At 30.8% G+C, this 25,856-nt stretch carries 27 protein-coding genes; 7 read left to right on the plus strand and 20 right to left on the minus strand.

Annotated features, from left to right (window positions below):
* Nucleotides 1–85: 85 nt before the first annotated feature.
* The 7 genes from phnX to ANASTE_RS08260 all read right to left on the minus strand — a co-directional run bounded on the left by phnX (nt 86) and on the right by ANASTE_RS08260 (nt 6,893).
* Complete coding sequence (gene phnX, locus ANASTE_RS08230) at nt 86–862, minus strand: phosphonoacetaldehyde hydrolase (protein WP_007050542.1); 777 nt, start codon at nt 860–862, stop codon at nt 86–88.
* Nucleotides 862–1,953: a 2-aminoethylphosphonate--pyruvate transaminase gene (phnW, locus tag ANASTE_RS08235; protein ID WP_007050543.1), complete on the minus strand. Its 1,092-nt coding sequence runs from the start codon at nt 1,951–1,953 to the stop codon at nt 862–864. The genes phnX and phnW overlap by 1 nt, the downstream gene beginning before the upstream one ends.
* A gap of 19 nt (nt 1,954–1,972) precedes the next feature.
* Nucleotides 1,973–2,965, minus strand: coding sequence for an extracellular solute-binding protein (locus tag ANASTE_RS08240; RefSeq protein ID WP_007050544.1), 993 nt, complete (start codon nt 2,963–2,965; stop codon nt 1,973–1,975).
* Entirely contained in the window at nt 2,949–4,595 is a 1,647-nt protein-coding gene (locus ANASTE_RS08245; RefSeq protein ID WP_007050545.1) for an ABC transporter permease subunit, read from the minus strand. Before ANASTE_RS08245 ends, ANASTE_RS08240 begins: the two co-directional genes overlap by 17 nt.
* Nucleotides 4,592–5,362, minus strand: a complete 771-nt coding sequence (locus ANASTE_RS08250) for an ABC transporter ATP-binding protein (RefSeq protein WP_007050546.1) — start codon at nt 5,360–5,362, stop codon at nt 4,592–4,594. The genes ANASTE_RS08245 and ANASTE_RS08250 overlap by 4 nt, the downstream gene beginning before the upstream one ends.
* 308 nt (nt 5,363–5,670) lie before the next feature.
* Complete coding sequence (locus ANASTE_RS08255; protein ID WP_007050548.1) at nt 5,671–6,348, minus strand: helix-turn-helix domain-containing protein; 678 nt, start codon at nt 6,346–6,348, stop codon at nt 5,671–5,673.
* Between the two features lie 140 nt (nt 6,349–6,488).
* Nucleotides 6,489–6,893, minus strand: coding sequence for a hypothetical protein (locus ANASTE_RS08260; protein ID WP_007050549.1), 405 nt, complete (start codon nt 6,891–6,893; stop codon nt 6,489–6,491).
* Between the two features lie 177 nt (nt 6,894–7,070).
* Here ANASTE_RS08260 and ANASTE_RS08265 point away from each other — a divergent pair, with 177 nt between their 5' ends.
* The 4 genes from ANASTE_RS08265 (at nt 7,071) to ANASTE_RS08280 (ending at nt 10,847) form a co-directional block, all read left to right on the plus strand.
* Nucleotides 7,071–8,240, plus strand: a complete 1,170-nt coding sequence (locus ANASTE_RS08265) for a cation diffusion facilitator family transporter (RefSeq protein WP_007050550.1) — start codon at nt 7,071–7,073, stop codon at nt 8,238–8,240.
* An 84-nt stretch (nt 8,241–8,324) separates the two neighbouring features.
* A complete protein-coding gene (locus ANASTE_RS08270) occupies nt 8,325–9,536 on the plus strand; it encodes a deoxyguanosinetriphosphate triphosphohydrolase family protein (protein WP_007050551.1) in 1,212 nt (403 codons plus the stop codon).
* A gap of 68 nt (nt 9,537–9,604) precedes the next feature.
* Nucleotides 9,605–10,171, plus strand: coding sequence for a TetR/AcrR family transcriptional regulator (locus ANASTE_RS08275; RefSeq protein ID WP_007050552.1), 567 nt, complete (start codon nt 9,605–9,607; stop codon nt 10,169–10,171).
* A 64-nt stretch (nt 10,172–10,235) separates the two neighbouring features.
* On the plus strand, nt 10,236–10,847 hold the full coding sequence (locus ANASTE_RS08280) for a class I SAM-dependent methyltransferase (RefSeq protein ID WP_039945414.1): 612 nt from the start codon (nt 10,236–10,238) through the stop codon (nt 10,845–10,847).
* Nucleotides 10,848–10,854: 7 nt separating this feature from the next.
* Here the strand turns inward: ANASTE_RS08280 and ANASTE_RS08285 are convergent, their stop codons facing one another.
* From ANASTE_RS08285 to ANASTE_RS08295, 3 genes are read right to left on the minus strand one after another with little or no spacing between them, the layout of a single operon-like run.
* Nucleotides 10,855–11,589, minus strand: coding sequence for an AAA family ATPase (locus tag ANASTE_RS08285; protein WP_007050554.1), 735 nt, complete (start codon nt 11,587–11,589; stop codon nt 10,855–10,857).
* Nucleotides 11,576–12,349 carry a uridine phosphorylase gene (gene udp / locus ANASTE_RS08290; RefSeq protein ID WP_341271239.1) on the minus strand — a complete coding sequence of 258 codons (774 nt, stop codon included), beginning with the start codon at nt 12,347–12,349 and terminating at the stop codon, nt 11,576–11,578. Before udp ends, ANASTE_RS08285 begins: the two co-directional genes overlap by 14 nt.
* A 13-nt stretch (nt 12,350–12,362) precedes the next feature.
* The gene (locus ANASTE_RS08295) at nt 12,363–12,902 is read right to left on the minus strand and encodes an LOG family protein (RefSeq protein ID WP_007050556.1); all 540 of its coding nucleotides are present in this window, start codon (nt 12,900–12,902) and stop codon (nt 12,363–12,365) included.
* Between the two features lie 166 nt (nt 12,903–13,068).
* Here ANASTE_RS08295 and ANASTE_RS08300 point away from each other — a divergent pair, with 166 nt between their 5' ends.
* Nucleotides 13,069–13,995 carry a hypothetical protein gene (locus ANASTE_RS08300; RefSeq protein ID WP_039945417.1) on the plus strand — a complete coding sequence of 309 codons (927 nt, stop codon included), beginning with the start codon at nt 13,069–13,071 and terminating at the stop codon, nt 13,993–13,995.
* Between the two features lie 11 nt (nt 13,996–14,006).
* Here ANASTE_RS08300 and ANASTE_RS08305 read toward each other — a convergent pair whose 3' ends face one another.
* Complete coding sequence (locus ANASTE_RS08305) at nt 14,007–14,927, minus strand: AEC family transporter (RefSeq protein ID WP_039945420.1); 921 nt, start codon at nt 14,925–14,927, stop codon at nt 14,007–14,009.
* Nucleotides 14,928–14,951: 24 nt separating this feature from the next.
* A complete protein-coding gene (locus ANASTE_RS08310; RefSeq protein ID WP_039945423.1) occupies nt 14,952–15,596 on the minus strand; it encodes a GNAT family N-acetyltransferase in 645 nt (214 codons plus the stop codon).
* A 308-nt stretch (nt 15,597–15,904) separates the two neighbouring features.
* On the opposite strand from ANASTE_RS08310, the gene ANASTE_RS08315 reads away from it, so the two are divergent.
* Nucleotides 15,905–16,096 (plus strand): hypothetical protein, encoded by a 192-nt coding sequence (locus tag ANASTE_RS08315; RefSeq protein WP_007050560.1) that lies wholly within the window; start codon nt 15,905–15,907, stop codon nt 16,094–16,096.
* 313 nt (nt 16,097–16,409) lie between these two features.
* The gene (locus ANASTE_RS08320) at nt 16,410–17,141 is read left to right on the plus strand and encodes a hypothetical protein (RefSeq protein WP_148344974.1); all 732 of its coding nucleotides are present in this window, start codon (nt 16,410–16,412) and stop codon (nt 17,139–17,141) included.
* Between the two features lie 32 nt (nt 17,142–17,173).
* Here the strand turns inward: ANASTE_RS08320 and ANASTE_RS08325 are convergent, their stop codons facing one another.
* From ANASTE_RS08325 to guaA, 8 genes are all read right to left on the minus strand, one after another.
* Nucleotides 17,174–18,040 (minus strand): DUF362 domain-containing protein, encoded by an 867-nt coding sequence (locus ANASTE_RS08325; RefSeq protein WP_007050562.1) that lies wholly within the window; start codon nt 18,038–18,040, stop codon nt 17,174–17,176.
* Between the two features lie 29 nt (nt 18,041–18,069).
* Nucleotides 18,070–18,543, minus strand: a complete 474-nt coding sequence (locus tag ANASTE_RS11975) for a hypothetical protein (RefSeq protein ID WP_148344975.1) — start codon at nt 18,541–18,543, stop codon at nt 18,070–18,072.
* Nucleotides 18,544–19,244: 701 nt separating this feature from the next.
* On the minus strand, nt 19,245–19,796 hold the full coding sequence (locus ANASTE_RS12300; RefSeq protein WP_039945429.1) for a DapH/DapD/GlmU-related protein: 552 nt from the start codon (nt 19,794–19,796) through the stop codon (nt 19,245–19,247).
* Nucleotides 19,797–19,932: 136 nt separating this feature from the next.
* Nucleotides 19,933–21,384 carry a YjiH family protein gene (locus ANASTE_RS08340; RefSeq protein WP_007050565.1) on the minus strand — a complete coding sequence of 484 codons (1,452 nt, stop codon included), beginning with the start codon at nt 21,382–21,384 and terminating at the stop codon, nt 19,933–19,935.
* 18 nt (nt 21,385–21,402) lie between these two features.
* Nucleotides 21,403–22,347 (minus strand): agmatinase, encoded by a 945-nt coding sequence (gene speB, locus ANASTE_RS08345; RefSeq protein WP_039945432.1) that lies wholly within the window; start codon nt 22,345–22,347, stop codon nt 21,403–21,405.
* Between the two features lie 434 nt (nt 22,348–22,781).
* A complete protein-coding gene (locus tag ANASTE_RS08350) occupies nt 22,782–23,591 on the minus strand; it encodes a DUF262 domain-containing protein (RefSeq protein ID WP_007050568.1) in 810 nt (269 codons plus the stop codon).
* Between the two features lie 58 nt (nt 23,592–23,649).
* Entirely contained in the window at nt 23,650–24,171 is a 522-nt protein-coding gene (locus tag ANASTE_RS08355; RefSeq protein ID WP_007050569.1) for a hypothetical protein, read from the minus strand.
* Between the two features lie 125 nt (nt 24,172–24,296).
* The gene (guaA, locus tag ANASTE_RS08360; protein ID WP_007050570.1) at nt 24,297–25,844 is read right to left on the minus strand and encodes a glutamine-hydrolyzing GMP synthase; all 1,548 of its coding nucleotides are present in this window, start codon (nt 25,842–25,844) and stop codon (nt 24,297–24,299) included.
* Nucleotides 25,845–25,856: the final 12 nt, after the last annotated feature.

Raw genomic sequence — 25,856 nt, forward strand, 5'->3', positions numbered from 1 at the left:
TATGTTTTTATATTATATCTATAAATTAAAATAGATGACAATTATTATTGTCATCTATTTTTTTGTACGGGGTAATTTATTTATATTAAAGGTCGTTTATAATATCTATTATGCCTCTAATATCATTGATTATATAATCTGCTCCTGCATTTTTATAAGTTTTCTTAACTCTTTCAATTTCTTTTTCTTTATTTTCTTTACTTAAATTATTGTATTCTTCCATTGTAAGTCCCATTTCCGAACTACCTTCAATAATTCCTACGGATATAACACCGGCATTTTTTCCTTCCAAAATATCAGAAACAGTATCTCCGACTTTAATTACTTCATCAACAGACTTTATGTTTAATTCTTCCATATTCTTAAATATCATGTAAGGATATGGTCTTCCCATTTTGTTGGTAGAATCGGGACTAAACCAAGCGTCAGGTTCGTAACCTTGGGATTTTGCCGTATCTGTAACTATTTTCATCATTTTATCTGTATAACCCGTGGTAGAGCCTATTTTAATATTCATTTTTTTAAGTTCTTCCACTGTTTCCAAGACATAAGGTTTTACATCGGAATGTTTATTCAAAACCTTTAATATCATATCAGAAAATCTGTCATGCATTGTCTTAACATCATCTTCATTGAATTTTCTATTATGCTTTTTAATAAATTCTTCACTTAATCTATCCATATTAAGCATAGTTCTTATATGGTCTATTTTAAGCATACCCATTGGCTTTCTTGTTTCTTCCATTGTAGGACTCAGTCCGTATGCGTTAAAAACTTCTATAAAAGTTTGAACCGGAGCGAAACATCCGTAATCAACGGTTGTTCCCGCCCAATCAAAAATTACTGCTTTAATTTTACTCATTAATTAACTCCTTTTAAAAATTCATCAATAATATCACATAACTTTATAATATCTTCTTCGTATATTTCGCCTATGTTTCCTATTCTGAAAGAATTAATATTTTCAATTTTACCGGGATATATAGCATATCCTCTTTGTTTTATATAACTATACATTTCTTTAAATGTATATCCGACATTTTCAGGATATATAAAAGATGTTATAATAGGTGACTGATATTTTAAATCTACATATGTTTTAAATCCCAGTTTTTCCATTTTATTTATTAAAAGACGATTGTTGTTAAAATATCTTTCATATCTTTTTTCAATCCCGCCTTCTTCAATTAATTCATCCAATGCTTTATTAAATGCCAGTACTGTATGAGTAGGTGAGGTAAATCTCCATTTTCCGTCTTTATTCATCGTTTCCCACTGTGCATATAAATCGAGAGAAAGACTTCTTGCTTTATTTTTACATTTTAATATTTCTTCTTTTTTAGCTATAATAAATGAAAATCCCGGTACACCTTGTATACATTTATTTGCACTGCTTATGATGAAATCTATATCATATTTTTCTACCGGGATATCTATACCACCGAAACTGCTCATTGCATCAACGATAAATATTTTATTATAGTTTTTAATTATTTTACCGACTTCTTCTATATCATTTAATATGCCTGAAGTAGTTTCACTATGCACAATAGACACATGAGTGATATCTTTATCATTTTCAAGTATATCCTTTATTTTATTTAAATCATGTCTTTTATTATAATCTTGTGTATACATAACATAATTTATTTTATTATGCTTAGCTATATCAGTCATTCTTTCACCGTAAGCTCCGTTTGCAAGGATGAGAAGTTTCTCATCTTTGCCTATTGAACTTGATAACACAGATTCAACTCCGAAAGTCCCGCTTCCCTGCATTAAAGTGCATACATATTTTTCTTTGTTTACATGTGCTAAATCAAGTAATTTGTCTGTTATATCTCTTGTAATCTTTTTATAGTCTTCATCCCATGTACAGTGATCAAATAACATTTGTTCTTTGACGGAGTCAGTGGTTGTAAGAGGTCCGGGAGTTAATAATTTATATTTCATTTTTTTTATATAAATCCTCCTATTTGCAGTTTTCTGAGAAATCTTGATGTTGTTTTAGTAGGTCTGCAGTTAATTTTTCTTTAAATACTTTAGGGTATTTTGAAGCATTTTCTTTATTTGTGGTTTCTCCTTCATATATTGCATTAGGATAATATTTGATTAATTCGCTTCTACCTTTTTCAATTATACATTGTGCTATTTTCATGCAAAGTGCATTGGTTTTGTCGCCTTTGTCAACTACCGCAACTGATTCCGTTAAAGAGAAATTACCTTCGGTTGGGTCAACGTAATCTATCGGAAGACCTTCTTTTTTATCTGCAACAGCTTGTTGTCTGAGTCCAAAACCTATTGCAACTTCTCCCGAACGTACTTTTTTGATAGGGCCCGAACCTGATTCTTCAATATGTGGTCCTGCATTTTGATAAAGTTTTTTAAGTACTTCTGCTCCTTCATCTTCTCCGTATTCGCTGATGATCGCTTGAATAAGTAACCAAGCAGTTGAAGATGATTTGATATCCGTAACGGAAATATTGTCTTTGTATATATCTTTTGTTAAATCTTTTATTGATTTCGGCATAGGAAGATTATTTGCTTTAAGTACGTCTGTGTTAACTATTATCGCACCTTCCTGAGATGTTATAGGTGCATAAATTGATGGAAATTCATCTTTTGTTTTAGCGTCAAATGTTAAATCTTTAAACATGGTATTTTTAGCCTGTGCACTGTCAAGGTAGAATGAAGACATTGTTACCATGTCTGCTTCTATATTTTTACCTTCTGCAATAAGCTTACCGCCAAGTTCACTTGTTCCGAATGTTTGAAACATATATTTATCTTTATATCCGTTTACATCTAAAGCCGTAGACATAGCTGCAATAGCTTCATCGTCAGCATTTGAATATATTATCACTTTATCCGAGCTTGAGCTGCTTCCCGTATCACTGTTTCCGCATCCCGCGAAAACTCCTAATCCTAAAATTAAACATAATAATAAACTAATTAACTTTTTCATTTTCTTTTTTATTCCCCTTCTTATTTGCTAGTTTTTCAAAAATTATTTTTATAAGTACATTTGTCAGCATTATCATCAAAGATAATATAAATATTTCGTTAAATTTTGCAAAGTGCTGTAATTCTTTTATTTTAGTCGTTATTACCATTGTTTTTGTTCCGACCAAGAATACTATTGCACTTATCGTAACCATTGCGTTTACGAAGTAATAAGATAATACTTCGAATATCGTTGATTTTGCATTTGGAGTAACAACTCTTATAATGGTTTTTACCCAGTTGTCTCCCATCAGCATAGCTGTGGTTTCCCAAGAACTGTTCATTTTTTCCAAAGAATTTTTAAACATTAGGTATGGTGTCGAAAAGTAATGAATGACATTACATATAATGATCAATGGAAAAGTATTTTGAAGACTTGTTCCCGTAAACATAAGCAAGTATGCAATACCTAATACCATACCCGGTATTGTATTTGTAATAATGGATATATTTTCTATTACTTTTTTAAGTTTTTTATTAAGTTTACTTCTTGCTGTTACCAGTGCTGCGCCGTAAGTGACTAGCATACCTATTACTGCGGTCAAAATTGCTACAAAGATAGAATTTAAGTATACCTGACCTAAATTTTGTCCCGTTATTGCATTTTTTATATTGTCAAAAGTAAAAGTCAAGTCATAAGGCCAGCCTTTGATAAAAGGTATAAGAAATATTACCAAGAATAGAGACAGTACACCAAGTGAAAATACAGATGATATACCACCGAAGAATACGTCTCTCGATGTACTTTTCTTAATTTCAACCGTAGAAATTTTTTGATATCTGATGTTATATTTCTCCAAATACGTAAGCAGCAGGATACTAACGATGGAAGGAATTAACATTATGATAGCTATTACTGCACCTGTATTAAAGTTTGGAAGAGAACCCAGCATTTCACTATATAAACTTGAGGCAACTACTGAATACTGTCCCCCTACTGAAGCAGGTATACCAAAATCCGTAAAACTCAAGAAAAATGCTTGTATGAACGACGCTGCCAGTGTTCCGAGGAGTGGTTTTAACAGGGTGTTTTTAAATGTTTTAAATCCGTTATCCCCCATTATTTTAGAAACTATCATAAATTTCCTGTCTATGTAAAGCATTGTATTGCTTATGAGCATAAATGCTATAGGGAGGGTGTATATAACAAATCCCAGAACCATTCCGTTAAATCCATATATATCAAAAAGCTGCTTACCGAAGAGTTTTGTAAGTAGACCCTGTTTACCGAATGAATATATAATCGCAAATCCATATGTTATGGTAGGTAGAAGCATCGGTAATGTACAGCTAAGCTTTATTAATTTCTTTACTTTTTTATTTACATTTGTGTATTGGATCGTATAAGACATAAAAAAAGCAATCAATGTAGCTATTACGGCACTTACTATAGATACTTTAAAACTGTTTATAAGTACCGTAGAAAAGTTTCTCTCACTGAGTACTTCTTTTATATAATCCGTGGTAAAACTGCTGCCATTTAAAAATGCATTACCAAGTATATGCAGTAGCGGCACCAGCAGAAAAAAAGCAAAGATAATTAAAATACATGTATATATTATTTTAATTTCTAAGCCCTTTTTTTGTTTCATGCAAGTTCACCGCTTAGATTATTATTGACTTGAAACAGACTGAAAATATTATTTCTTTTTATTTCAAGTTGGTTTAATATAAAATCTTTTACAAAATTATTATTTGGTCTATGAATGATTTCTTCTGGTTTACCATACTGAGAGATTTCTCCTTCGTTTATAATCAGAACCCTGTCCGATAATGTCAGAGCTTCTTCCGGGTCATGTGTTACGATTATTGTCGTAAGATGAAGTTCTTTTGCTATGGTTTTGATTTTTTCCTTAATGGATTCTTTTATAACTCCGTCCAAGGCACTTAGAGGTTCATCCAATAATAAAATATCAGGCTTCATAACCAAAGTTCTGGCTAATGCAACTCTTTGTTTTTGTCCTCCGGAAAGCATTTCTATTTTTTTATCCAAATGAGGCTCCAAACCTAAAAGATGTATCAATTCATCTACTTCTTCTTTTGTGGATATGTCCGGGTTATTTTTTAGTCCGTAAGTAATATTATCGTATGCATTTAAATTCGGGAATAAGGCATAGTCTTGAAAAACTATATTAAATCCTCTTTTTTCCATTGGAACATTTGTTAAATCTTTATTGTTAAATTCTATTTTGCCGCTGTCTGCATCGGTAAGACCCAATATCAGATTTAACAGTGTAGTTTTTCCGCTGCCGGAAGGTCCTAAAATTGATACGATTTCTCCATCGTTTATTTCGAGATTAATGTTATCTAAAATTACATTATCATCGTATGATTTTTTTATATTTTGCAATTTAAGCATTGTTATTCTCCTTTTTATTTTCTTGGTAAATCAAAGTTTACATAAAAAGGAAAGTTTTCTCTATCAAATTACTCTTAAGTTTTTGTAAATATTTTGTAAAGCAGTTTTATATCTTAATGGTATTTTTATTAATAATAATTTTAAAAATAAACAAGCTGGCTTATTAAATTAGGTTAAAATACTAAAATATATATTAACGTAAAATTTGAATATATATGGATTAAATAAAAAAGAAGAGTACTATGCTCTTTCTTTTTTATCATTTAAATTATTAAATTATTTTATGTTTATACTGCTGAATAAATTTATTAAAAATTCGGTGTGTTAGGTAATTTATTTAGTATTAAAGTTTTAATATTTTCTGTGTCCTGCATTATTGCTACCGGAGCATTTGCATATCCTCCTGCGGCTATCTTACTTGCCAAAGCCGCTCCTCCAATAGAATATATGCCCATAGCAAAACCTCCTATAGCGAATATCCCAAGTGCAAATCCGCCTATTGCCACTATACCTACGGATAACCCGCCGATACTCACTCCTGCTATACAAAGACCGCCCAATGCCGATAATAATCCGATTGCTATCGGTCCCAGAGAAATCAGACCTATTGATAATAATCCTATGGATAGCAGTCCTTTTGCTATATTTCCAATAGCTATAATTCCTTTGGCTTTGTAGAAACCTCTTCCTATATTTATGTGTATCAGTGGTATATTTCCTATTTTTCTTTTACTTATATATTCGTAGTGAGTTTTAATGGGTATATAATTAATCTCTTTATTATTTATGTTTGTAATTCCTGCAAGCTCATCAAGACTTATATCATAAAGTTTACTTATTAATACAAGTTTATCAAATTCCGGATAGCTGGAATTTGTTTCCCATTTAGATATTGTCTGTCTGGAAACACCGATTTCATTCGCAGCCGTTTCCTGTGATATACCTTTTTGCTTTCTTAGTGTATATAATTTATTTCCTAAATCCATATTTAACCTCTTACTTTATATCGTTGATATAAATATACACTAAAGTCATTAAAATAGCTATCAACCTTACTTTGAAATTTGTCAACCAAAGTTAACATTAATAAAAAAAGGACTATATATAGTCCTTTTTTTATTAATTATTATTGTTCTTGCATTTGTTTTTTATTCATAATTGCACCTGATATCATCAAACAAGGTGGTATAAGAGGTATTACGACATTTATAATATTCATTACAGACCAATTTGTTGTTAAGAATACCAATACTACCATTATTGTTCCCAGTATATAAGGTGTCTTCCATGCTTCCGGTTTATTTCTTGTCATAAAAGCTACAGCCGCATTTATTGCATGAAGTATTAATAGGATATAGAAACCAACTAATCCAAGCAATCCTTCTTTTGCACTTATTCCTATGGATTGATATAATTCAGATGATGATTCTTTTTGTAATATTACTACAAGTATCAAGCTGGCTAGTGCTAAAATTACATCAATTATTGCCGAGATTGTCAAATAGTTATATCCTTTTGATTTTTTATTCATATATTTCTCCTTTAATTTGTATATTTACTCAAATTATAGCATAATATTATTTGAATGTATATATTTTTATTTGGAAATAATAAACATATTATGATTTGATAAGTATAAAAAATAAAAAAACTTTGTAAAATTATGTTAATTATTGTATTATATTGTAAGTAAAAGGTAGGTATTTATATGGTTAATTTATTGGCTAAAAAGTTTATAAAAAATTATAATGAAGTTGATAATGAAAATGTCAGGAGTGCATATGGTATACTTTGCAGTTTATTAGGCATTTTATTTAATGTGTTTTTATTTGGTATAAAATATTTTGCGGGGATATTAAGCGGTTCAATTGCTATTATGGCAGATGCTTTTAATAATTTATCCGATGCAGGCTCATCTCTTATTACGTTGATCGGTTTTAAGTTTGCGGGAATGGAACCGGATAATGAACATCCTTTCGGACACGGCAGGATAGAGTATATTGCGGGATTTATCGTATCCGTTCTTATTATATTAATGGGTGTGGAATTGTTTAAATCGTCTGTAATCAAGATTTTCAACCCTGAAGCAATCGATACTAGTTTGATTTCCATTGTTATCTTAATTATATCAATCCTTGTTAAATTATATATGTCTTTATATAACTCAAATATAGGTAAAAAGATAAATTCATCTGCGATGAAGGCGACTGCTACTGATAGTAAGAGCGACTGTATAGCTACGACCGTTGTACTTATTTCTATGCTTATACTTAAACTTACCGGACTTAATATTGACGGATACAGCGGGGTTCTTGTTGCTTGTTTCATTCTTTATGCAGGTTATGATGCGGCAAAAGAAACTTTAAGCCCGCTTTTGGGGCAGCTTCCCGATAATTCTCTCGTTCAAAACATTGAACAGATTGTAATGAATTATGATGAAATAGTAGGTATTCATGATTTAGTAGTTCATGATTACGGTCCGGGAAGACTGATGATTTCTCTTCATGCGGAAGTCCCGGGAAGCGGGGATATATTTGTTCTTCATGATGCTATAGACAGAGCGGAAATGGAACTTAGCAAAAAACTTCACTGTGAAGCTGTTATACATTTGGATCCGATAGATACAGATGATGAAGAGACTATGAGAATGAAAGATTTGGTAAGTAAAAAAATAAAAGAAGAATTAGATGAAATAATCTCGATTCATGATTTTAGAATGGTAAAAGGACCAAGCCATACGAATGTGATTTTCGATGCGGTGATACCGCCTAAATATAAAATGAGTGAGAAAGAAGTTGAGGATAAAATAAAAGAACTGGTCAGCAGAAATTTTAAAAACCACTTTGCGGTAGTCAAAGTGGAAAGTACATATATATAAAATAAAACTTTGCTCAAAATGGGTAAAGTTTTTTTATTAATAAAGAATATTAATGTGTTACAATGAAAAAAAGGAGATAATAATATGCCTAAATATAATTCACTTTCTAAAGATTTACAACAACGTATATTGGAAGACAGAAAAAAACATAAAGAAAATCCATATGCGTTTAGAGATGAAAATATAATAAGAAGAGACATGGAACATGATAAGGCAAATTTGTGGAGACCTGCCTTTGTAAGAGATGTAGAAAAGATCTTACATATTCCTTACTACAACAGATATTTTGATAAGACGCAGGTGTTTTCACTGTATAAAAATGACGATATATCACGAAGAGGTCTTCATATTCAGCTCGTATCGAGAATTGCAAGGAATATTGGAAGAGTTTTAAATTTAAATTTAGATTTGATTGAAGCCATTGCTCTCGGACATGACCTCGGTCATACTCCTTTCGGGCATGCGGGAGAGGATTTCTTAAGTAAGTTATATTTTGAACATACAGGAAGGTATTTTAATCATAATGTTCACAGCGTAAGAGTACTTGATAAAATAATTAAGAGAAATATGAGCCTTCAGGTTTTGGATGGTATACTTTGTCATAACGGGGAACTTGAGCAGAAAGAATATAGACCTATGTCCCTCGATAACTTTGATGATTTTGATAAAAAAGCCGAAGCATGTTATATCGATAAAACGAATATAGGTCATTTGGTTCCTTCAACTTTGGAAGGCTGTGTAGTCAGAGTAAGTGATATAATAGCTTATCTTGGTAAAGACAGGCAGGATGCCGAAAGAATAAAAATGTTAAAAGGAACTGAAGTTTTCAGTGATGAGGGTATAGGCAGCAGCAACGCTGAAATCATAAATAATTTAAGCGTAAGCATAATGGAACATAGCTATGGAAAAGAGTATCTTCAAATGGATGAAGTTGCTTATAATGCTTTGAAACTGGGTAAAGTAGAAAATAATGAAATCATATATGGTACGGATAAAGTAAGGTCGGACTACAGCGAAAAAATCGAACCTATGATGAAAGAGATATATGAAAAACTACTTTATGATTTAGAAAAAAAAGATTCTTCTTCAATCATCTACAGACATCATATCAATTATGTAAACAGCAATAATTTTTATACCGCAAAAGATTTTAAATATGAAGAAACGAAACCCAATGATATAGTTGTCGATTATATAGCCAGTATGACGGATGATTATTTTATAGATTTGCATGAATATCTTTTCCCGAACAGTAAATATAAAGTTCAGTATAAAGGATATTTTGAGCATAAATAAATCAAGTGAATATAGTTCATTGACTAAAGTTCATTCATGTGATATTATAAGGCTGAAAGGAAGTAAAAATGCGTATTTCTAAAGCACCGGAAGAAAGAAAGCAGGAAATATTGGATACTGCTATGAGATTGTTTTCCACAAAAGGATATAATGAAACGACCATGGCTGATATAGCAAAGGAAATGAATGTGGTAAAAGGTCTTTGTTACAGATATTTTGATTCAAAACAAAAATTATTTGAATCTGCTATGGACGAGTATGTCAAACAGTGCAGTGAAGTTTTTATAAACCTGATAAAAGACCGCTCAAAACCTTTAAACAAAAGGCTGGATTTGCTTGGTTCATTAATGATCGAAACCGAAGAAAATTCTGAATATAAAAGCTTTTTTCATAAAAAAGGAAATGAAGAATTCCATGAAAGACTTACCATAAAGATGTGTCGATATCTTTCTCCTTATTTTGAAGAAGAAATAAACAGATTATGTGAGCTGGGAGAATTGAATGTAAATAATCCTAAAATATTGGTCGATTTTATCATGTATGGTCAGGTGGGGCTTCTTTCCAAAACAGATGACAATATAGAAGAAGTTGTAAAAGAAATACGTAATTATATAGATATTTTACTGAAAGCTTAACCCCCGATATATATCGGGGTTACATTTTAAAATATGAATGAACAAAAGTCAATGGAGGTTTATAATGAATATCTACAAAGAAAAGTCAAGACACGCGTTTAATGATTATGCAGAAAGATATGATGATACCAATTGCTGTAATCACGCAAAGAAATTATATAAAGATATCATAAAAGAAGTTGAGAATATAAGTTTTAATTCTATGTTAGATGTTGGCTGCGGTACAGGGGAAATTATAAATATTATAAAGAATAAAAATGACAAAGCCGAATATTATGGTTTAGATTTATCGGAGAATATGATAAAAGCAGCTGGAAATAAGCTCGGTAATGAAGTCGATCTTATCGTATCGGACAGTGAAAATTTGCCTTATGAGAATAATAAATTTGATTTAATATTATGTAATGACTCCTTTCATCATTACCCAAACCCTTTAAAAGTTCTCGGTGAAATGCATAGGGTGTTAAAAGACAGCGGATATTTGCTTATAGGAGAATGTTATCAACCGATTATTTCCAGGGAAATAATGAATGTATTTATGAAGTTCGGCAGAGACGGAGATGTAAAAATATACTCAAAAAAAGAGTTTATAAAAATGCTTAATGAAGTTGGATTTAAAGATATAGATTATAAGAAAGTAAATCATACAAGCTGTGTAATAAAAGCAAAAAAATAAGCTATTATCATTCCAATAATAGCTTAAGCATATAATCTTTATTTTCTATGAATGTCTTCATAAGCTGATAGCTGCTTGTTTCTTCGTAAGTTATTTTGCTGATATCATCATTATCAAAAGACAGTATTTCTGAACTTGGAAGAGCAAGCAAAATAGGGGATTGAGTTCCGATTATAAACTGAGCTCCTTCTTTTGCCAGTCTGTTGATGTGAATCAAAAGTGTAAATTGTCTTTCAACGGATAATGCGGCTTCGGGTTCATCTAGTATATATAGTCCTTTTCCCCAAAATCTATACTCAACCAAAGATAAAAAACTTTCCCCGTGTGACTTTTGATGAAGAGAAGTTCCTCCGTAGCTATTTATCGCTCCATATTCATCAAGTTTACTGGCTACATTATAAAAACTTTCCGCTCTTAGGAAAAAACCGTCTTTGGACGGTCGTGTACCTTTTATAAGAGTTATATTTTCATTTAAATCTGAGTGTGTTTCTTTGATGGAAAACGCAAAGTTTTTGCTTCCTCCCTCAGGATTAAATCCGTAATTGATTGCAATTGCTTCAAGTAAAGTTGATTTCCCGCTTCCGTTTTCTCCCGAGAAAAAAGTAACATTTTTATTAAATGTAAGTTCTTTGGTATTTTTTATAGATTGTATTTCTTTTACATATGAGCTTTCTTTTATGTCATCAAACTTTATTTTTACTCCTCTTATAAACAAATCATTCATCATTTTATTTCTTATCATTTTTAATGAGTTCTTTTATCGCTTCTATAGCAACTTTGATTACTTCGTCGGTATCGTGAACTTGGATATTTTCCAGTCCTGCTTTTTCTCTTTCCTGATTTGCTATTGCAAGAAAGCATGCGCCGCATCTTACTTTAAGATAGCTTGCTACTATAAATAATGCAGCTCCTTCCATTTCACTTGCTTTACATCCCAGTTTGCACCAAGCTTCCCATTTGGATAATAATTCATCTTTATTTGGGAGAGTCTCCGGTCTGTGCTGTCCGTAAAATGCGTCCTTACTTTGAACCACACCTATATGGTTTCTCATACCCAGTTTATCTGCTGCATTCTTTAAGGCAGTCATTATTTCAAAATCGGCAACCGCAGGATATTCTATAGGTGCATATTCTTTGCTCGTTCCTTCAAATCTAATTGCAGAACTTGCAATGACCATATCTCCCCCTATTACATTTAAATCCATACCTCCGCACGTACCTACTCTTATGAACGTATCGGCTCCGCATGCAACTAATTCTTCCATTGCTATTGCCGCAGACGGTCCGCCGATTCCCGTAGAAGTGACGGATACCTTTTCTCCGTTAATAAAACCTGTGTAAGTGACGAATTCTCTCGAATCGGCTATCAGCTTAGGATCGTCAAAATATTTTGCTATTTCTTTACATCTCTTTGGATCTCCGGGAAGAAGGACATACTTACCGACTTCTCCTTTTCCCACTCCTATATGATATTGTTTTCCGCTTCCTTCAGCATAATCTATCATTATAATTCTCCTATTTATTATTTTCTATGTAATCGAATGTTTCTTTGATATTATCCGTTATACAAAATAAATCAAATATTTTTTCTCCCATCATTCCCTTATTTAAAAGCATTTTCATGAATGATATAATTTCGTTAAAAAATCCGTCTGTATTAAAAAGTACTATAGGTTTATTTAACACATTTTTACTTGCTAAAACAAGTATTTCAAAGAATTCATCCAATGTACCTATTCCTCCCGGAAGGATTATAAATCCATCGGATATTTCTTCCATATAGTGTTTTCTCTCACTCATATTCTTCTTTGAAATCAAGTCCGTACATTCTTTATAAACATAACTTTCCATATCGGAGTCATCTAAAATAACGCCAATGATTTTTTTATTATTGTTATGAACTTCTTTTGCTAATTGACCTAGAAGTCCGTTTTTCCCTCCGCCGTAAACCAGCGTATGATTTCTTATGCAAAGTTCTTTTGCTATATTTGTTGATAAGTTTAATAACTTCTCATCTTGATTTTTGCTGTATGAACCGTAAATACATATATTCATTTTATATCACCTGCTGTTTTTTATTATATTATAACATATATTTATTTTTATGTTGAAAGTCATATTACTTAAATATTTTATTGTTATATTTTTAGTTATTAAAAAATAATACTTATAAGTTATGTTATTATATATAAAATGTGATATTGAGAAACGGAGAGAAAATATGAAGGGAAAAGTTATATGTAATATAGAGGATTTATTTATTCCTATATATGAAAGTTTAAAGTTACTCATAGGATGTGAGGTAGTATTTATTTATAATAATAATAAACATACTTTATCCTTGGTCGGAGATGATAACGGGAGTACAAGGGAAATATGTGATTTTTATTTGGATGATAAAAAATTTAATTCACTTGAAGAGTTGAAAAAGTATGGTATTATCGACGGGGAGTATTTACTTGATATTAAAGAAAAAATCGAAGTTGTTTCAATAGATGATGAACCTGCTGTAGGTTATATCCCATATACTGAATTTATTGTCGGGAATGATAAATTAAAGGATAAAAACAAAAAATATAAGAAAAAATATGATAATCGTAAACCTATATTTATTTCTAAAGCTTCGCTTTTTATAAACTCTGTTAAAGATTTATTTTTAGCTCTTTTAGTTATTATTATAACAATATTAATATTTATGACTATCGTTGGAGTAATAAACTTAAATAAAACCGGACTTGGCTTAATGGATTTTATATATATGTGGTTGATTTTAATTATTATGTTTTTATGTCTGATGTTATTTTGTTCTCTGCGTTCAATTAAATCTATCATATACATTATTAATCAGGAGAAAGAATTTAATATAAATTTCAATGATTATTTTAAGGATAAATATTTAGGTAAAGATTTGATTTATAAAACCGACGACTGGTTTATAGGTATAGGTAGTACAGGGTTTATAGCTTTTAACAGGAATTATATAAGTAAAATATCGGCAATAAAAAAAGAAGGTACGCTGGGAAATCATAAGACTTTTACAGTTAAAGTCACAGATAATAAAGATAAAGTATTTAAGCTAAAGTTTAATTATTTGGAAGAGCCTCTGGTAAATGATTTTAAAAAGTGGTATTTAAAAAAAGACAGATGATTATCTGTCTTTTATAATATATAACATAATATAGGTATGGTAATGAATGAGCATATAGTTGTTATAAATATCCCCTTTGAAGCAAGTTTATAATTCCCGTCAAATCTATTGGCAAATATATTTGATATGTTTCCTATAGGCATGGCAAGGACTACGATCGTTATTCCCAAAATCAGTGGATCTGTCAAAATAGGTTTTAATATGATAAGTGCTAATAAAGGAATTATTATTTGTTTTATAAGTGTATACGGATATAATTTATATTCTTTAAATATTTCTTTTATAGGCATGGTAGCAAGAGACGAACCTATTAACATCATTGCCAGCGGTGAAGTGATACTGCCTATAGATATAAAAGTATTGCTTATGATCGTCGGAAGTTTAACATTAAGTAAAAATATTAAAAGAGCCAATATACTTGCAATCATAGCAGGATTTATTATTTCTTTGATATCAAATTTCAGATTTTTTCCTTTATCCATATTGAATAAATAGATACCGAGACTATATGCAAATAACCCGAATACCATATTAAACAGACTGCATAAGAATACTGCATTATCACCGAATATGGTTTTTACAACGGGATATCCCATAAATCCTATGTTTGAAAACACTGTCATAAATAAATACAGTCCAAAATTTTCTTTTTCTACCTTTAGTACCTTATTGAGGATGAAAGCAATAAAGGGAAGTATTAAATACATAAGGAATGCTATCAATAAAATCGTAAATATCGTACTGTTTTTGTATGGAACTTCGCCGGATGATACCGAGCCTAAAATAAGACAAGGAGTAGTTACGTTTAAAAGCAATATATTCATTCTCTTTGCAGATCTTATATCTATATATTTTACTTTATAACATATATATCCTGCTCCCATTATTAAAAACAATTCTATCATCTGCATAATTATATTGCTTATGTTCATAATCTACTCCCTTATTTATTTTTACTACCACATTAGGTTTGATATTATTTCAAATTCAGTTTGGGACTCGGTTTTCTTTTTCTCCTTATATGGAAAGCTTTTATCGTATTCATTGAATTCTTGTTCATTTATTTCAAAATCTTGACTTTCCATAAATCTATATCCATCCGCATCATTTAGATACCCCTTTTCTAATTCCATAGCGAGAAGGGGAACCGCATTTTTGCCTTCTGCGGTTTTTATGCCATATTTTATACCTAAAGTAAAACCAAAGTGCTGGTACAGTTTAGGATTTCCATATATTACGATTGCTTTATGAGCAAGTTTTTTAGCTTCAGCTATTGAGTGAATTATTAGCTTGCTTCCGATACCCTGCATTTTATATTCAGGGATTATACTTACCGGACCAAAGCTTATTATGTTTTTTTCATCATTATTTGATGAAATAAGTTTGGAATGAGTATATCCTATGTGACCTATGAGTTTATTATTTTTTTCTACTACGAATGCAAGTTCTTTTATATAATCCTTGCTTGAATGAAGTTTGTTTAATATATAATGTTCAAAACACCCTTCCTGATATACATTAAAAAATGCTTCTCTTGTTATATACTCTGTTTCCTTATAATCTTCTTTGGTTTCTTTTCTAATAATATAATTCTTTTTCATGTTATTCTTCATTTCTTTATTTAACCTTAAATCATATTACCTTACAAAAAAAGACATGATAATACCATGTCCATATCAATAATATTTCGGTATTCGTTTGATACTTTTGCAAGATATTAAAACAAAAATAACTACGGTTATCTTAATAAGCTATTAAAACCTTACAGTATCGGTAACAAACAGACACCACCTTTTCTGTTTTATATAAATGAATTATATCATAGATTTTTAATTTATGGCAATCTTATTTATTTGATAAAAACTTATAAAGATTATATAATAAATTAAATAAGTATAAGGAGAATTAATTGAAAGAGTTTTTGTTTCCTGTTTTTAATATAGACGAGTTATGCAGATACAATTCGTCAAATATAAAAGATTTTATAAATGACTGTGACGGAAAAAACTTCAAATCATTGGAAGAGATTTCTTTTATCGGTAATATGATTGCTTTTTTTATTATTTTTTTTAATGCAGATAATATTAACTTTTATATGTAAATTATATTTTGGTGTTTTCCCTTGGATACTGTTTTTTATATCCTTACTTTTATATATCGTGTATGCTGTTACTTTTTATAAATATAAAAAAGATATGACAAATAGTTTATTTGGATTTAGATCTAAGATCATGGCAAGTATGCTTGTATCGAGTATATTTTTAGGGATAAGCAATATCTTATGTATGTTATTTATTAAAAATCATTTTTATTTAATGACATTACCTATAATATTAACCATTTCTTTATTATTTGTTTTAATATTTTATAGAATATCATCGAAGTTTTATTATCAGTTTTTTACAGATGGAAAAATGAATATAAAATTCTATATATTCGTAGCTTTAGCTCTTATACTATTTTTACCATTGTATTTTTTAATCCCTAATTGGTTTTGCATTATCGCATTGATATTTTCATATTTTTGTTTATTTGTCAGTGTACCTATCAGTATATGTAATTATAGGTATTACGAAGAATTTGCCAATATTTATAAGTCTTATATAAATAACGATAGAGTAGAGAGTATTAAAGATTTATCTGATATCAAAGGTAAAAAGTTCAGACATATGTGGAGCCTTGGTTTTTATGTAGTTATGACACCCCTTGCTCTATCGATTTCTATAATGTGTATGATTTGGCTTTTTGATATTAAATATATAGGTATACTGCTTATGTTTATACTAGCATTTGTTTTTGTTATACCTTTGGTAATATTAAATTATTTATATTTGGGAAAAATAAATATAGTAGCTGATGAAGAGGGAATAAGCACACTGAGAGAATATACAAAATGGCAGGATATAAGCTCCGTTCATTATGTCGCGGCGTCATATAGTAAAATCAGTTATTCACCGAATAAAATATATATTTATACTTACAAAGGTGAAACTATAGAAATAAAAAAAGGCTCGTATTTATTTCTTATTTATTTAAAAAAATATCATCCGGATATAGTTACTACAAATGAAGGATTAAAATCATATTTTTCTATAGGAATTATAATAGGGGTAGTTCTTGGTGTAATATTTAAATTTATAAAATAGAAAAGCAGGTATAGTTTACCTGCTTTTATTTGTTATTTATCTATATCTATTATTTCATATTCTCTTGAACCTATGCCAATTTCACTTGCTGCTTTAATAGTTAAAAGTCCGTTCCTTGATTCTATTCTTTCTATTAAATCTTTTTTCCCTTCATCTTCACTGTTATATACCAAATCTACACATGCCTGATCGAGCGCAACGGGATCGAGAGATGATAATATACCAATATCTTTGATTTTAGGATCTTCCGCTACTGCACAGCAGTCGCAGTCTACAGACATATTGCACATTACATTTATAAATGCAATATTATCTTTTTCATAATCCATTATGGATTTTGCCGAATCTGCCATTGAAATCAAGAAAGAGTCATGATCGGCTTTAAACATATCTTCAAAAGTACCGCCTCCGTGAATATATGCTTTTCCTTTGCTTGAAGCTATACCTATGGAAATATTTTTCAGTGCTCCGCCGTATCCACCCATAGGATGACCTTTAAAATGAGAAAGGACAAGTAATGAGTCGTAATTTTCTAAGTTTTTGCCCACATAATTCTTATCAAGGATCTTTCCGCCTCTGACAGGGATTTTAATATCTTCATTTTCGTCCATTATGTCTACTTTAAACATTTCACTCCATCCATGTTCTTTCATGGTTTCCCAGTGTGCTTTTGTAGTATTTCTTTTCCCTTCATATGCAGTATTGCATTCAACGACCGTACCGTCTACATAATCGATTATGTCCTTCATAAATTGCGGTCTTAAGAAGTTTTGATTTCCGACTTCGCCGCTATGGACTTTTACCGCAATATTTCCTTTTAATTCTCTGCCCATAACTTTGTACATTTCCACCATTTTTTCAGGTGTGATTTTTTTTGTGAAATAGACTTTGCTTTTCATTTTATTTACCTCTTTTTGTCTGTTATATTTTAATTATACATTTCAAGTCTTTTAAAAACCGATAATAATTCATCAAAATTATCATAACTTTTGGGAATTACTATTTTTCTTTTATATGTACTTTCATCTTCTCTTTTAAGTTTTAAGATGAGTTTGCAGTTATTTTTATTAATAGATAATTTTTCTACAGAATTTATTTCCTGTCCGTATGTATATATGTTTCCTGAAGACATAATGTTTTCAATGATATGGTTTTTATCTATTTTATTTATGATTTCAGCATTTTGTTTGCTGTTAAATATGTAGCTTATAATAGCTAATATATTACTTATAGTTCCCGTGCTTACTATATTGATTTTGGTACGACTTTTAAATTCTCTTGAATTATAATCAAATAAATATAATTTTTTATTTTTATCCATTGCAAATGTTAAAAGCATGGAATTTATAAGAATTCCTATTTTAAATGATAATGATACTAAAACTATACCAAATAAAATCACTGTAAAACATGATATTATGTTTCTTATCTCTTTCGGTAAGTATATTAAGGAAAAAAAGGTGAATCCAATTAAAAGAATAACAGCAACAAGTAACATAATAAAGAGATAAATAATTCCGTATTTTATATAATCTTTGGGTGCGTAATCATTATATTTCCCAATATGTATATCATTATCCTTTATAAATACTTGATTATTGATATTTTTTATGTTATCTGAATTTTTGTCAGAGTGACTTATTTTATATTCACTTTTATCATAGATTATATTTTCTTCTTTACTATTTTTTTTGACTAATTTTATACCTAATATTAAAAGGTAAATAAAAATGATAATAGATATTATACAAAAAGCAAATACACTTAAACCACCATCAATACTCCCAAATTCAAAGTATTTCAGCAATTCATTTATAATCATAAAAGTAAATAATAAAATGCCCAGACTGCTTAAACATATCAATAAAACTCCACTAAGCTTTTTAAAATAGCTCAACACTAATCTCCTCTAAAATACAAAAATACTTTATATGGTAATTCTATCATAATATTTTTATAATTATTTTAGGTATCTTTATTATTTGACTGAATATATTGATATGGCTGTCTAATTACATTTTTGTTTCTCAAGATGTAAATACTTATTATAGTAATATTTTACCACTTGGAGTTAACTCCAAGTCAAGCAAAATATTATTAATCTTAATCTAATTTTTTAATTATTTTTGCAGGGTTTCCAACAACCGCACAATTATCCGGAACATCTTTTGTTACAACCGAGCCCGCACCTACTATTGCATTTTCTCCGATTGTGACACCGGGTAATATAGTACTCTCTGAACCGATCCATGCACCTTTTTTGATATGTACGGTTTTGCATATACAAATATTTCTTTCATAATGGTCATGGTTTACTGTCAATATTGTTACTTTCGGTGCTATTTGAACATCGTCGTCTATGATTATCCCGCCGGCAGCTGAACCGACAAAACTATGATTGATAAATACGCCCTTTCCTAATTTGGTTTGATTTCCGAAATCAAGCTGAAATGGTGTTAGGATTCTTTTGGTATCCATAGAATCATTGAATATTTCTTCAAATATAGAATTTATATCACCATCGGGTCTAATATTATTAACATCAAAACATAAACATCTTGTTCTCATCATTTCATCTACAGCAGGTTTAAAATAATCTGCATGTAAATCAACTCTTTCTGCATTTCTTAACATTTTAAATACATCTTTTTTCATTTTATTCACTCTCCTTCGATTTCCAATCTTATCACTTAGAGCTAACTCAAGGTCAAGAAAAAAATATAAAAATTTAAAAAAATTATTTTCACAATAAAAAAACAGCAGTATAGAACTGCTGTTTATATTTATATATTTAAAAGAATAAATGAATAACGATTGCCGCAAGAGGTATTGCAATAACAGTTCTTTCCAAGAAACAAACTATTATTTCCCAAAATTTAATCGGAGATTTAGTTGCAAGCATAACCGTTGCGGTTTCCGAGAAAAATATGATTTGTACTATAGATACAAGTGTAACAAATACTCTTGCAGGCTCGCTGATTAGTGTTATTTTTGTTCCCATAACAAGTACGGGTAAGAACATTTCCGCGATACCAACAGGGATAGAAGGTGCAATCAAGGAAACATCCGGAACCTGACATATCAGCAGTAATGGTTTAAATATATTACCAAGCCACTGAAATACAGGAGTGTACTCCGCTAAAATCAATGCCGATACACCAATAGCGGAAAGCATGGTAAGGACTTGAGGCAGTATCAGCAAACTGTCCATTACACTGAGTTTTATGTCAGTTGCTACGCCGTTTGCTATGCCTGCTCTTTTTACGGCACGGCTGAAACCTGTTTTGAATATTGAAAGGCTTGCTTTGGCACCGTCTTTTCTTTCTGCCTCGCTTTGTTCTCTTCCGTTGTAATAAACATTTTTCTTTCTTGAGATAGGAGGTATACGAACCATGATGATTTCCATAATGAAAACAAGCACGAAGCTGATTGCGTATATCTTTAAGAATAAGTGTCCTAGGTTTGCGGTATTTATAACAAGGTATGCAAAACCTATACTGACGGCACTAAAGCCCGTCATTATCGCAACCATTTCTTTATCTGTATAGGCATTTTTCTTCCAAAGTCTGTTTGTAATGAGAACGCCTAAAGATGAGGAGCTTACGAATGAAGCTACTGCATCAAGTGCTGCTTTTCCCGGGACTTTGAATAAAGGTCTCATGAAAGGCTCCAATAATGCTCCTACTATTTCAAGTATTCCGTAGTTAAGTAAGAAAGGCATGAATACCGCTCCCACTATGATAATCCCGAGTACACCGAGAACGATAGGGGGTACAACACTTCCGCCCGTTGCGTCTCCAACGATGAATTCGGGACCGACGAAACCGGCGATGTTCATTTTCATCGCGTATAAGAATACATATATAAACCCTAAAGAGTATAGGATAGTATGAAGTATAGTATCATTTTCATATACTCCAGCAAATGTGGATGTACATTTGCCCTTTTTTATGTACTTATAATAAATATGAGCAAATAGGTTTCCTCCTACTATTAATGCGATTACCCAGTATGCAAAATTACCCATTAGCCCTATAAGCCAGTTATAAACTATACTAAATATGATTTCACTGTCTCCGTTATGAGGAACAGACACAAAGAATACCAGTATACCTATAACAGAGCAAATGATGAGTCTTATAAGACTTTTTAGAAATTTATCTTTTTTAAATGTTATATTATCCAGCTCATTTGAAGGCATGTCCGGATCATAGACTACTTTTGTTGTTGTATTATTTTCCATTTATCACTCTTGCCCTTTCTATTTTTTCTTTGTTGCTAGAATTGACAAGAATTCAAATACTATATTTGCACCAAGATAAGCTGTGATTTCTCCATGGTCGTAAGCAGGTAGAACTTCAACCAAATCCATTCCGATAAAGTTAAGGTCTTTAAGCCCTCTTACCATTTCAAGAGATTCCCAAGAAGTAAAGCCGCCTACTTCGGGTGTTCCCGTACCGGGAGCATATGCAGGGTCTACAAAGTCGATATCGAATGTTAAGAAGCAAGGTTTATCTCCAACTCTTTCAAGAGCTGTTTCAAGTAATTTTTTACTTCCCATTTCTCTAACTTTGTGTCCCGGAATCAATAACATCCCAAGTTCTGCAGCCATTTTATGTTCATCAGGGTCATATAACGAACCTCTCATACCGATTTGAATGGAATGTGAAGGGTCGATCAAACCTTCTTCCAATGCTCTTCTGAAAGGTGTTCCGTGGTTATATTTTTCTCCGAATACTTCATCACATAAATCCGAATGAGAATCGAAATGAACCAATGCCACGGGACCATGTTTTTTAGCTACTGCACGAAGTTCCGCTAAAGTTATGGAATGGTCTCCTCCGAGCACTATAGGAACAGCGTCTTCGTCTATTATTCCTTTTACTCCTTCTTCAATCGCTTTATAAGTAGGATGGATATATCCGGGAATGACAGGGAAGTCACCGATATCTCCTCCTTGTAGACCGTCCATGATATTAACTTGCATCAATACATTATTAGGTTTCATCATTGCAGAGATGTTACGGATTGCATTTGGTCCAAATCTTGATCCTGAACGGAATGAGCTCGCGGTATCAAAAGGTGCACCTGCAATCGCAAAGTCAAGACCTTTTGCACTGTCCACTTTATCCATTCTCATAAAAGTCCCCATATTACAAAATCTAGGTGATGATAGGGCACTTGCGGGTTGTTTTACTTCTGACATAATAATAATTTCCTCCTTAGACATTTTAAAATGTTATAAAATATCCTCTTTTTGCCCTTTATAATAGCATATTTCGACATTATTTTCAATATATTCTGAATATTCGGGAGGAAGTAAATTAAGCTTAAATAAAAACAAATTAATTAAAAGTGCTTTATTAAATTCTTTAATATTTAAAAAAATTATTTATACTTTTGCATTTTAATTTTTTTAAGATAAATTTATTAAAATAGTTGTTTTATTTCTTCTCTTAGAATTTCTCCTCGAACATTCCTTCCTTTACGGCTTGATGTACCCTGATATATGTAATTATAAAATTCATAATATTTATCCATAGTTCCATTACTTTTTGATTGTAATATTTTTTTTTCTAATTTAATTAAAATTTCACATACTATATTTGTGTCTGGCAAACACTTATCATGTCTATAAATTTAAAACATTATTTCTGATATTAATGTAAATATAGATGATTTTCTGTACCATAAAGAATCAATAGGTAAGTTTAATTTATTAATGAAAGTTAATACATTTATAAAGCATTTTTTAATTATATTTTTATTAGGATATTCGTCTTCAAATTTTTTAATATAACTTTCGATTTCTCGATTACTGTTGAAATATCTACCTATCTCTATAGTGGTCATTAATATTATAATGAATTCTAAATCATTCATTCGTGATATTTCGCTATCACTTAATACATCTAAATTTTCCAGTAATTTAGTTTTAATTATTTCTTTACCTGTTGTAATAAATTCACCTTCATATAAAGCATTATTAATTTCCATTGCATTTAAAGCATAATTTACTGAATTAATTCTACTAAATATTTCTTTAATTTGAATATCAGAAAGTTTACCTAAATCTCTTACTACAACTGTGTAATTTAAAAAACATTCTTTTTTTGTTTGACTTAAATCTTTAAATTTTTTTATTTTCTTTAATACTAAATCATCATTATTGCTTATGTACTGATAGATAGTACTTAGCCTTTGTTGCCCATCAATGACTTGTTTTGTTGCTTGAATATTCTCAGTATCAATATTTCCATCTGCAAAATAGACTTCAGGGAATGGATATTGTCCTAATATTGTTTGTAAAAAATTTTCTTTATGTTTATTATTCCATACTAATTTTCTTTGAAATGATGGTTGTAGAATTAGTTTATTTTCATTCATATCTTGATAAAGATCAATAATTTTTTTATTTGTTGCAATTCCCGTTGTATTACTTTGTTGCATTTTTTATTTCCTTTCTCCATGTTCTTATATTGTTTTCATGATATTTTTTAAAAAAGTATTAATTTTTAAATATTGCTGCTGTTACTTTTCTTTTGTCATATTTTTTGTATGATATATTAGAAAAATAATCGAACCACTCGTTTTTCCCCTTATAATTAAATGGAAATAAATCTGGTCTTAGCCATCCTTTAAAAAAATACTCTAAAAATCTTCTATAATTAAGTTCCTCTTGATTACTTCTACTTTTTAATTTTATATTAAACTCAAATAATTTTTCCCAGTAGGTATCAAATAATTCTTCATCTATTATGGCAACATCAATGTCTGAATCATCTGAAATATCTTTAAATCTTTTACCTGGAGCAATACTAAATCCTAATTTTGAAGATCCGACTATAATTATATTTCTCATTGAATTTAGAGTAAAATGATTTCTAAGGTCTTGTAATAATTCATAATATCTTTCTTCGTTATTCTTAAAAATAATTGGAACACCAAAACAAATATATTTTTCGACAATAGATAAATCTGATATTTCTTTATTTTTTAAATCATTTTCCAATTTTTCTTTAATAGACATATTTAATCCTTGATAAATATTATTATTTTTTTATTATACAACGTTTACATAAAAAGACAAATTCCGACATATACTACTTTATCTCATTAAAAAGCACTTCATATTCTGAAGTGCTTTTATTTATTCTACTCAAACTCAATCGTTCCAGGTGGTTTACTCGTACAGTCGTACAGTACTCTGTTTACGTGGTCGACTTCGTTTACTATTCTTGTTGTTACTTTGTGAAGGACTTCCCAAGGAAGTTTTGCTGCTTCCGCTGTCATAAAGTCCGAAGTCATTACTGCTCTAAGTGCTATTGCATAGTCGTAAGTCCTAAAGTCACCCATTACACCTACCGAGCGCATATTTGTAAGTGCCGCAAAGTATTGTCCTAGGTCTTTGTCTATTCCTGCTTTTGCCACTTCTTCTCTGTAAATTGCATCTGCATCCTGAACTATCTTTACTTTTTCTTCGGTTACTTCTCCGATTATTCTAATGGCAAGTCCCGGTCCCGGGAATGGCTGACGCATTACCAAGTATTCCGGAATACCAAGTTCTTTTCCTGCTTTTCTAACTTCGTCTTTAAACAAATCTCTCAGAGGCTCAATGATTTCTTTAAAGTCTACGTAGTCGGGAAGTCCGCCTACGTTGTGATGTGATTTTATTACCGCACTTTTATCTAATCCGCTTTCCACAACATCAGGATATATAGTTCCCTGAACCAAGAAATCCACGGTTCCGATTTTTTTAGCTTCTTCTTCGAATACTCTTATAAATTCTTCACCAATGATTTTTCTTTTAGTTTCCGGGTCTGTTACGCCTGCAAGTTTATCGTAAAATCTCTGTTGTACATTAGCTCTTATAAAATTTAGATCGTATGGACCGTCGGGACCGAATACCGCTTCGACTTCATCACCTTCATTTTTACGAAGGAGACCATGGTCTACGAATACACATGTTAGTTGTTTGCCTACTGCCTTTGCTAACATTACTGCAGCAACGGAAGAGTCGACTCCTCCAGATAGTGCGCATAAAACTTTACCGTTTCCGACTTTTTCTTTTATATTCTTAATTGTATCCTCTACGAATGAATCCATTTTCCAGTCGCCGCTGCATTTACAAATATTATATAGGAAGTTACTTATGATTTTGGTTCCTTTTTTTGTATGCATGACTTCAGGGTGGAACTGAACCGCGTATAGATTTTTATCTTTGTTTTCCATCGCTGCTACAGGGCAAACCGGAGTTTTTCCTGTAACTTTAAAACCTTGAGGCTCCTTGGATATATAATCCGTATGGCTCATCCAGCAAATATTTTTTTCATCTATATCTTCAAAGAGTAGGGAAGAGGTATCAAGTTCAACTTCGGTATGCCCGTATTCGCTTACCGGAGCAGTTTCAACTGTTCCTCCAAGCTTATGTGCCATTAACTGAGAACCGTAGCATATTCCAAGGATAGGGATACCTGCTTCGAATACTTCCTTTGTATATGTTGCGGAATCTTCACCGTATACACTGTTAGGACCTCCGGTAAAAATAATTCCTTTAGGATTTAGTTCTTTTAATTCTTCCAGAGAAATAGTGTATGGTTTTATTTCACAGTAAACATTACATTCTCTTACTCTTCTGGCGATAAGCTGATTGTATTGTCCTCCGAAATCTAAAACTATTACTAATTCATTTTTTTTGCTCATATTTTATTTTCC

Source organism: Anaerofustis stercorihominis DSM 17244 (assembly GCF_000154825.1).
GTDB classification, from domain to species: Bacteria; Bacillota; Clostridia; order Eubacteriales; family Anaerofustaceae; genus Anaerofustis; species Anaerofustis stercorihominis.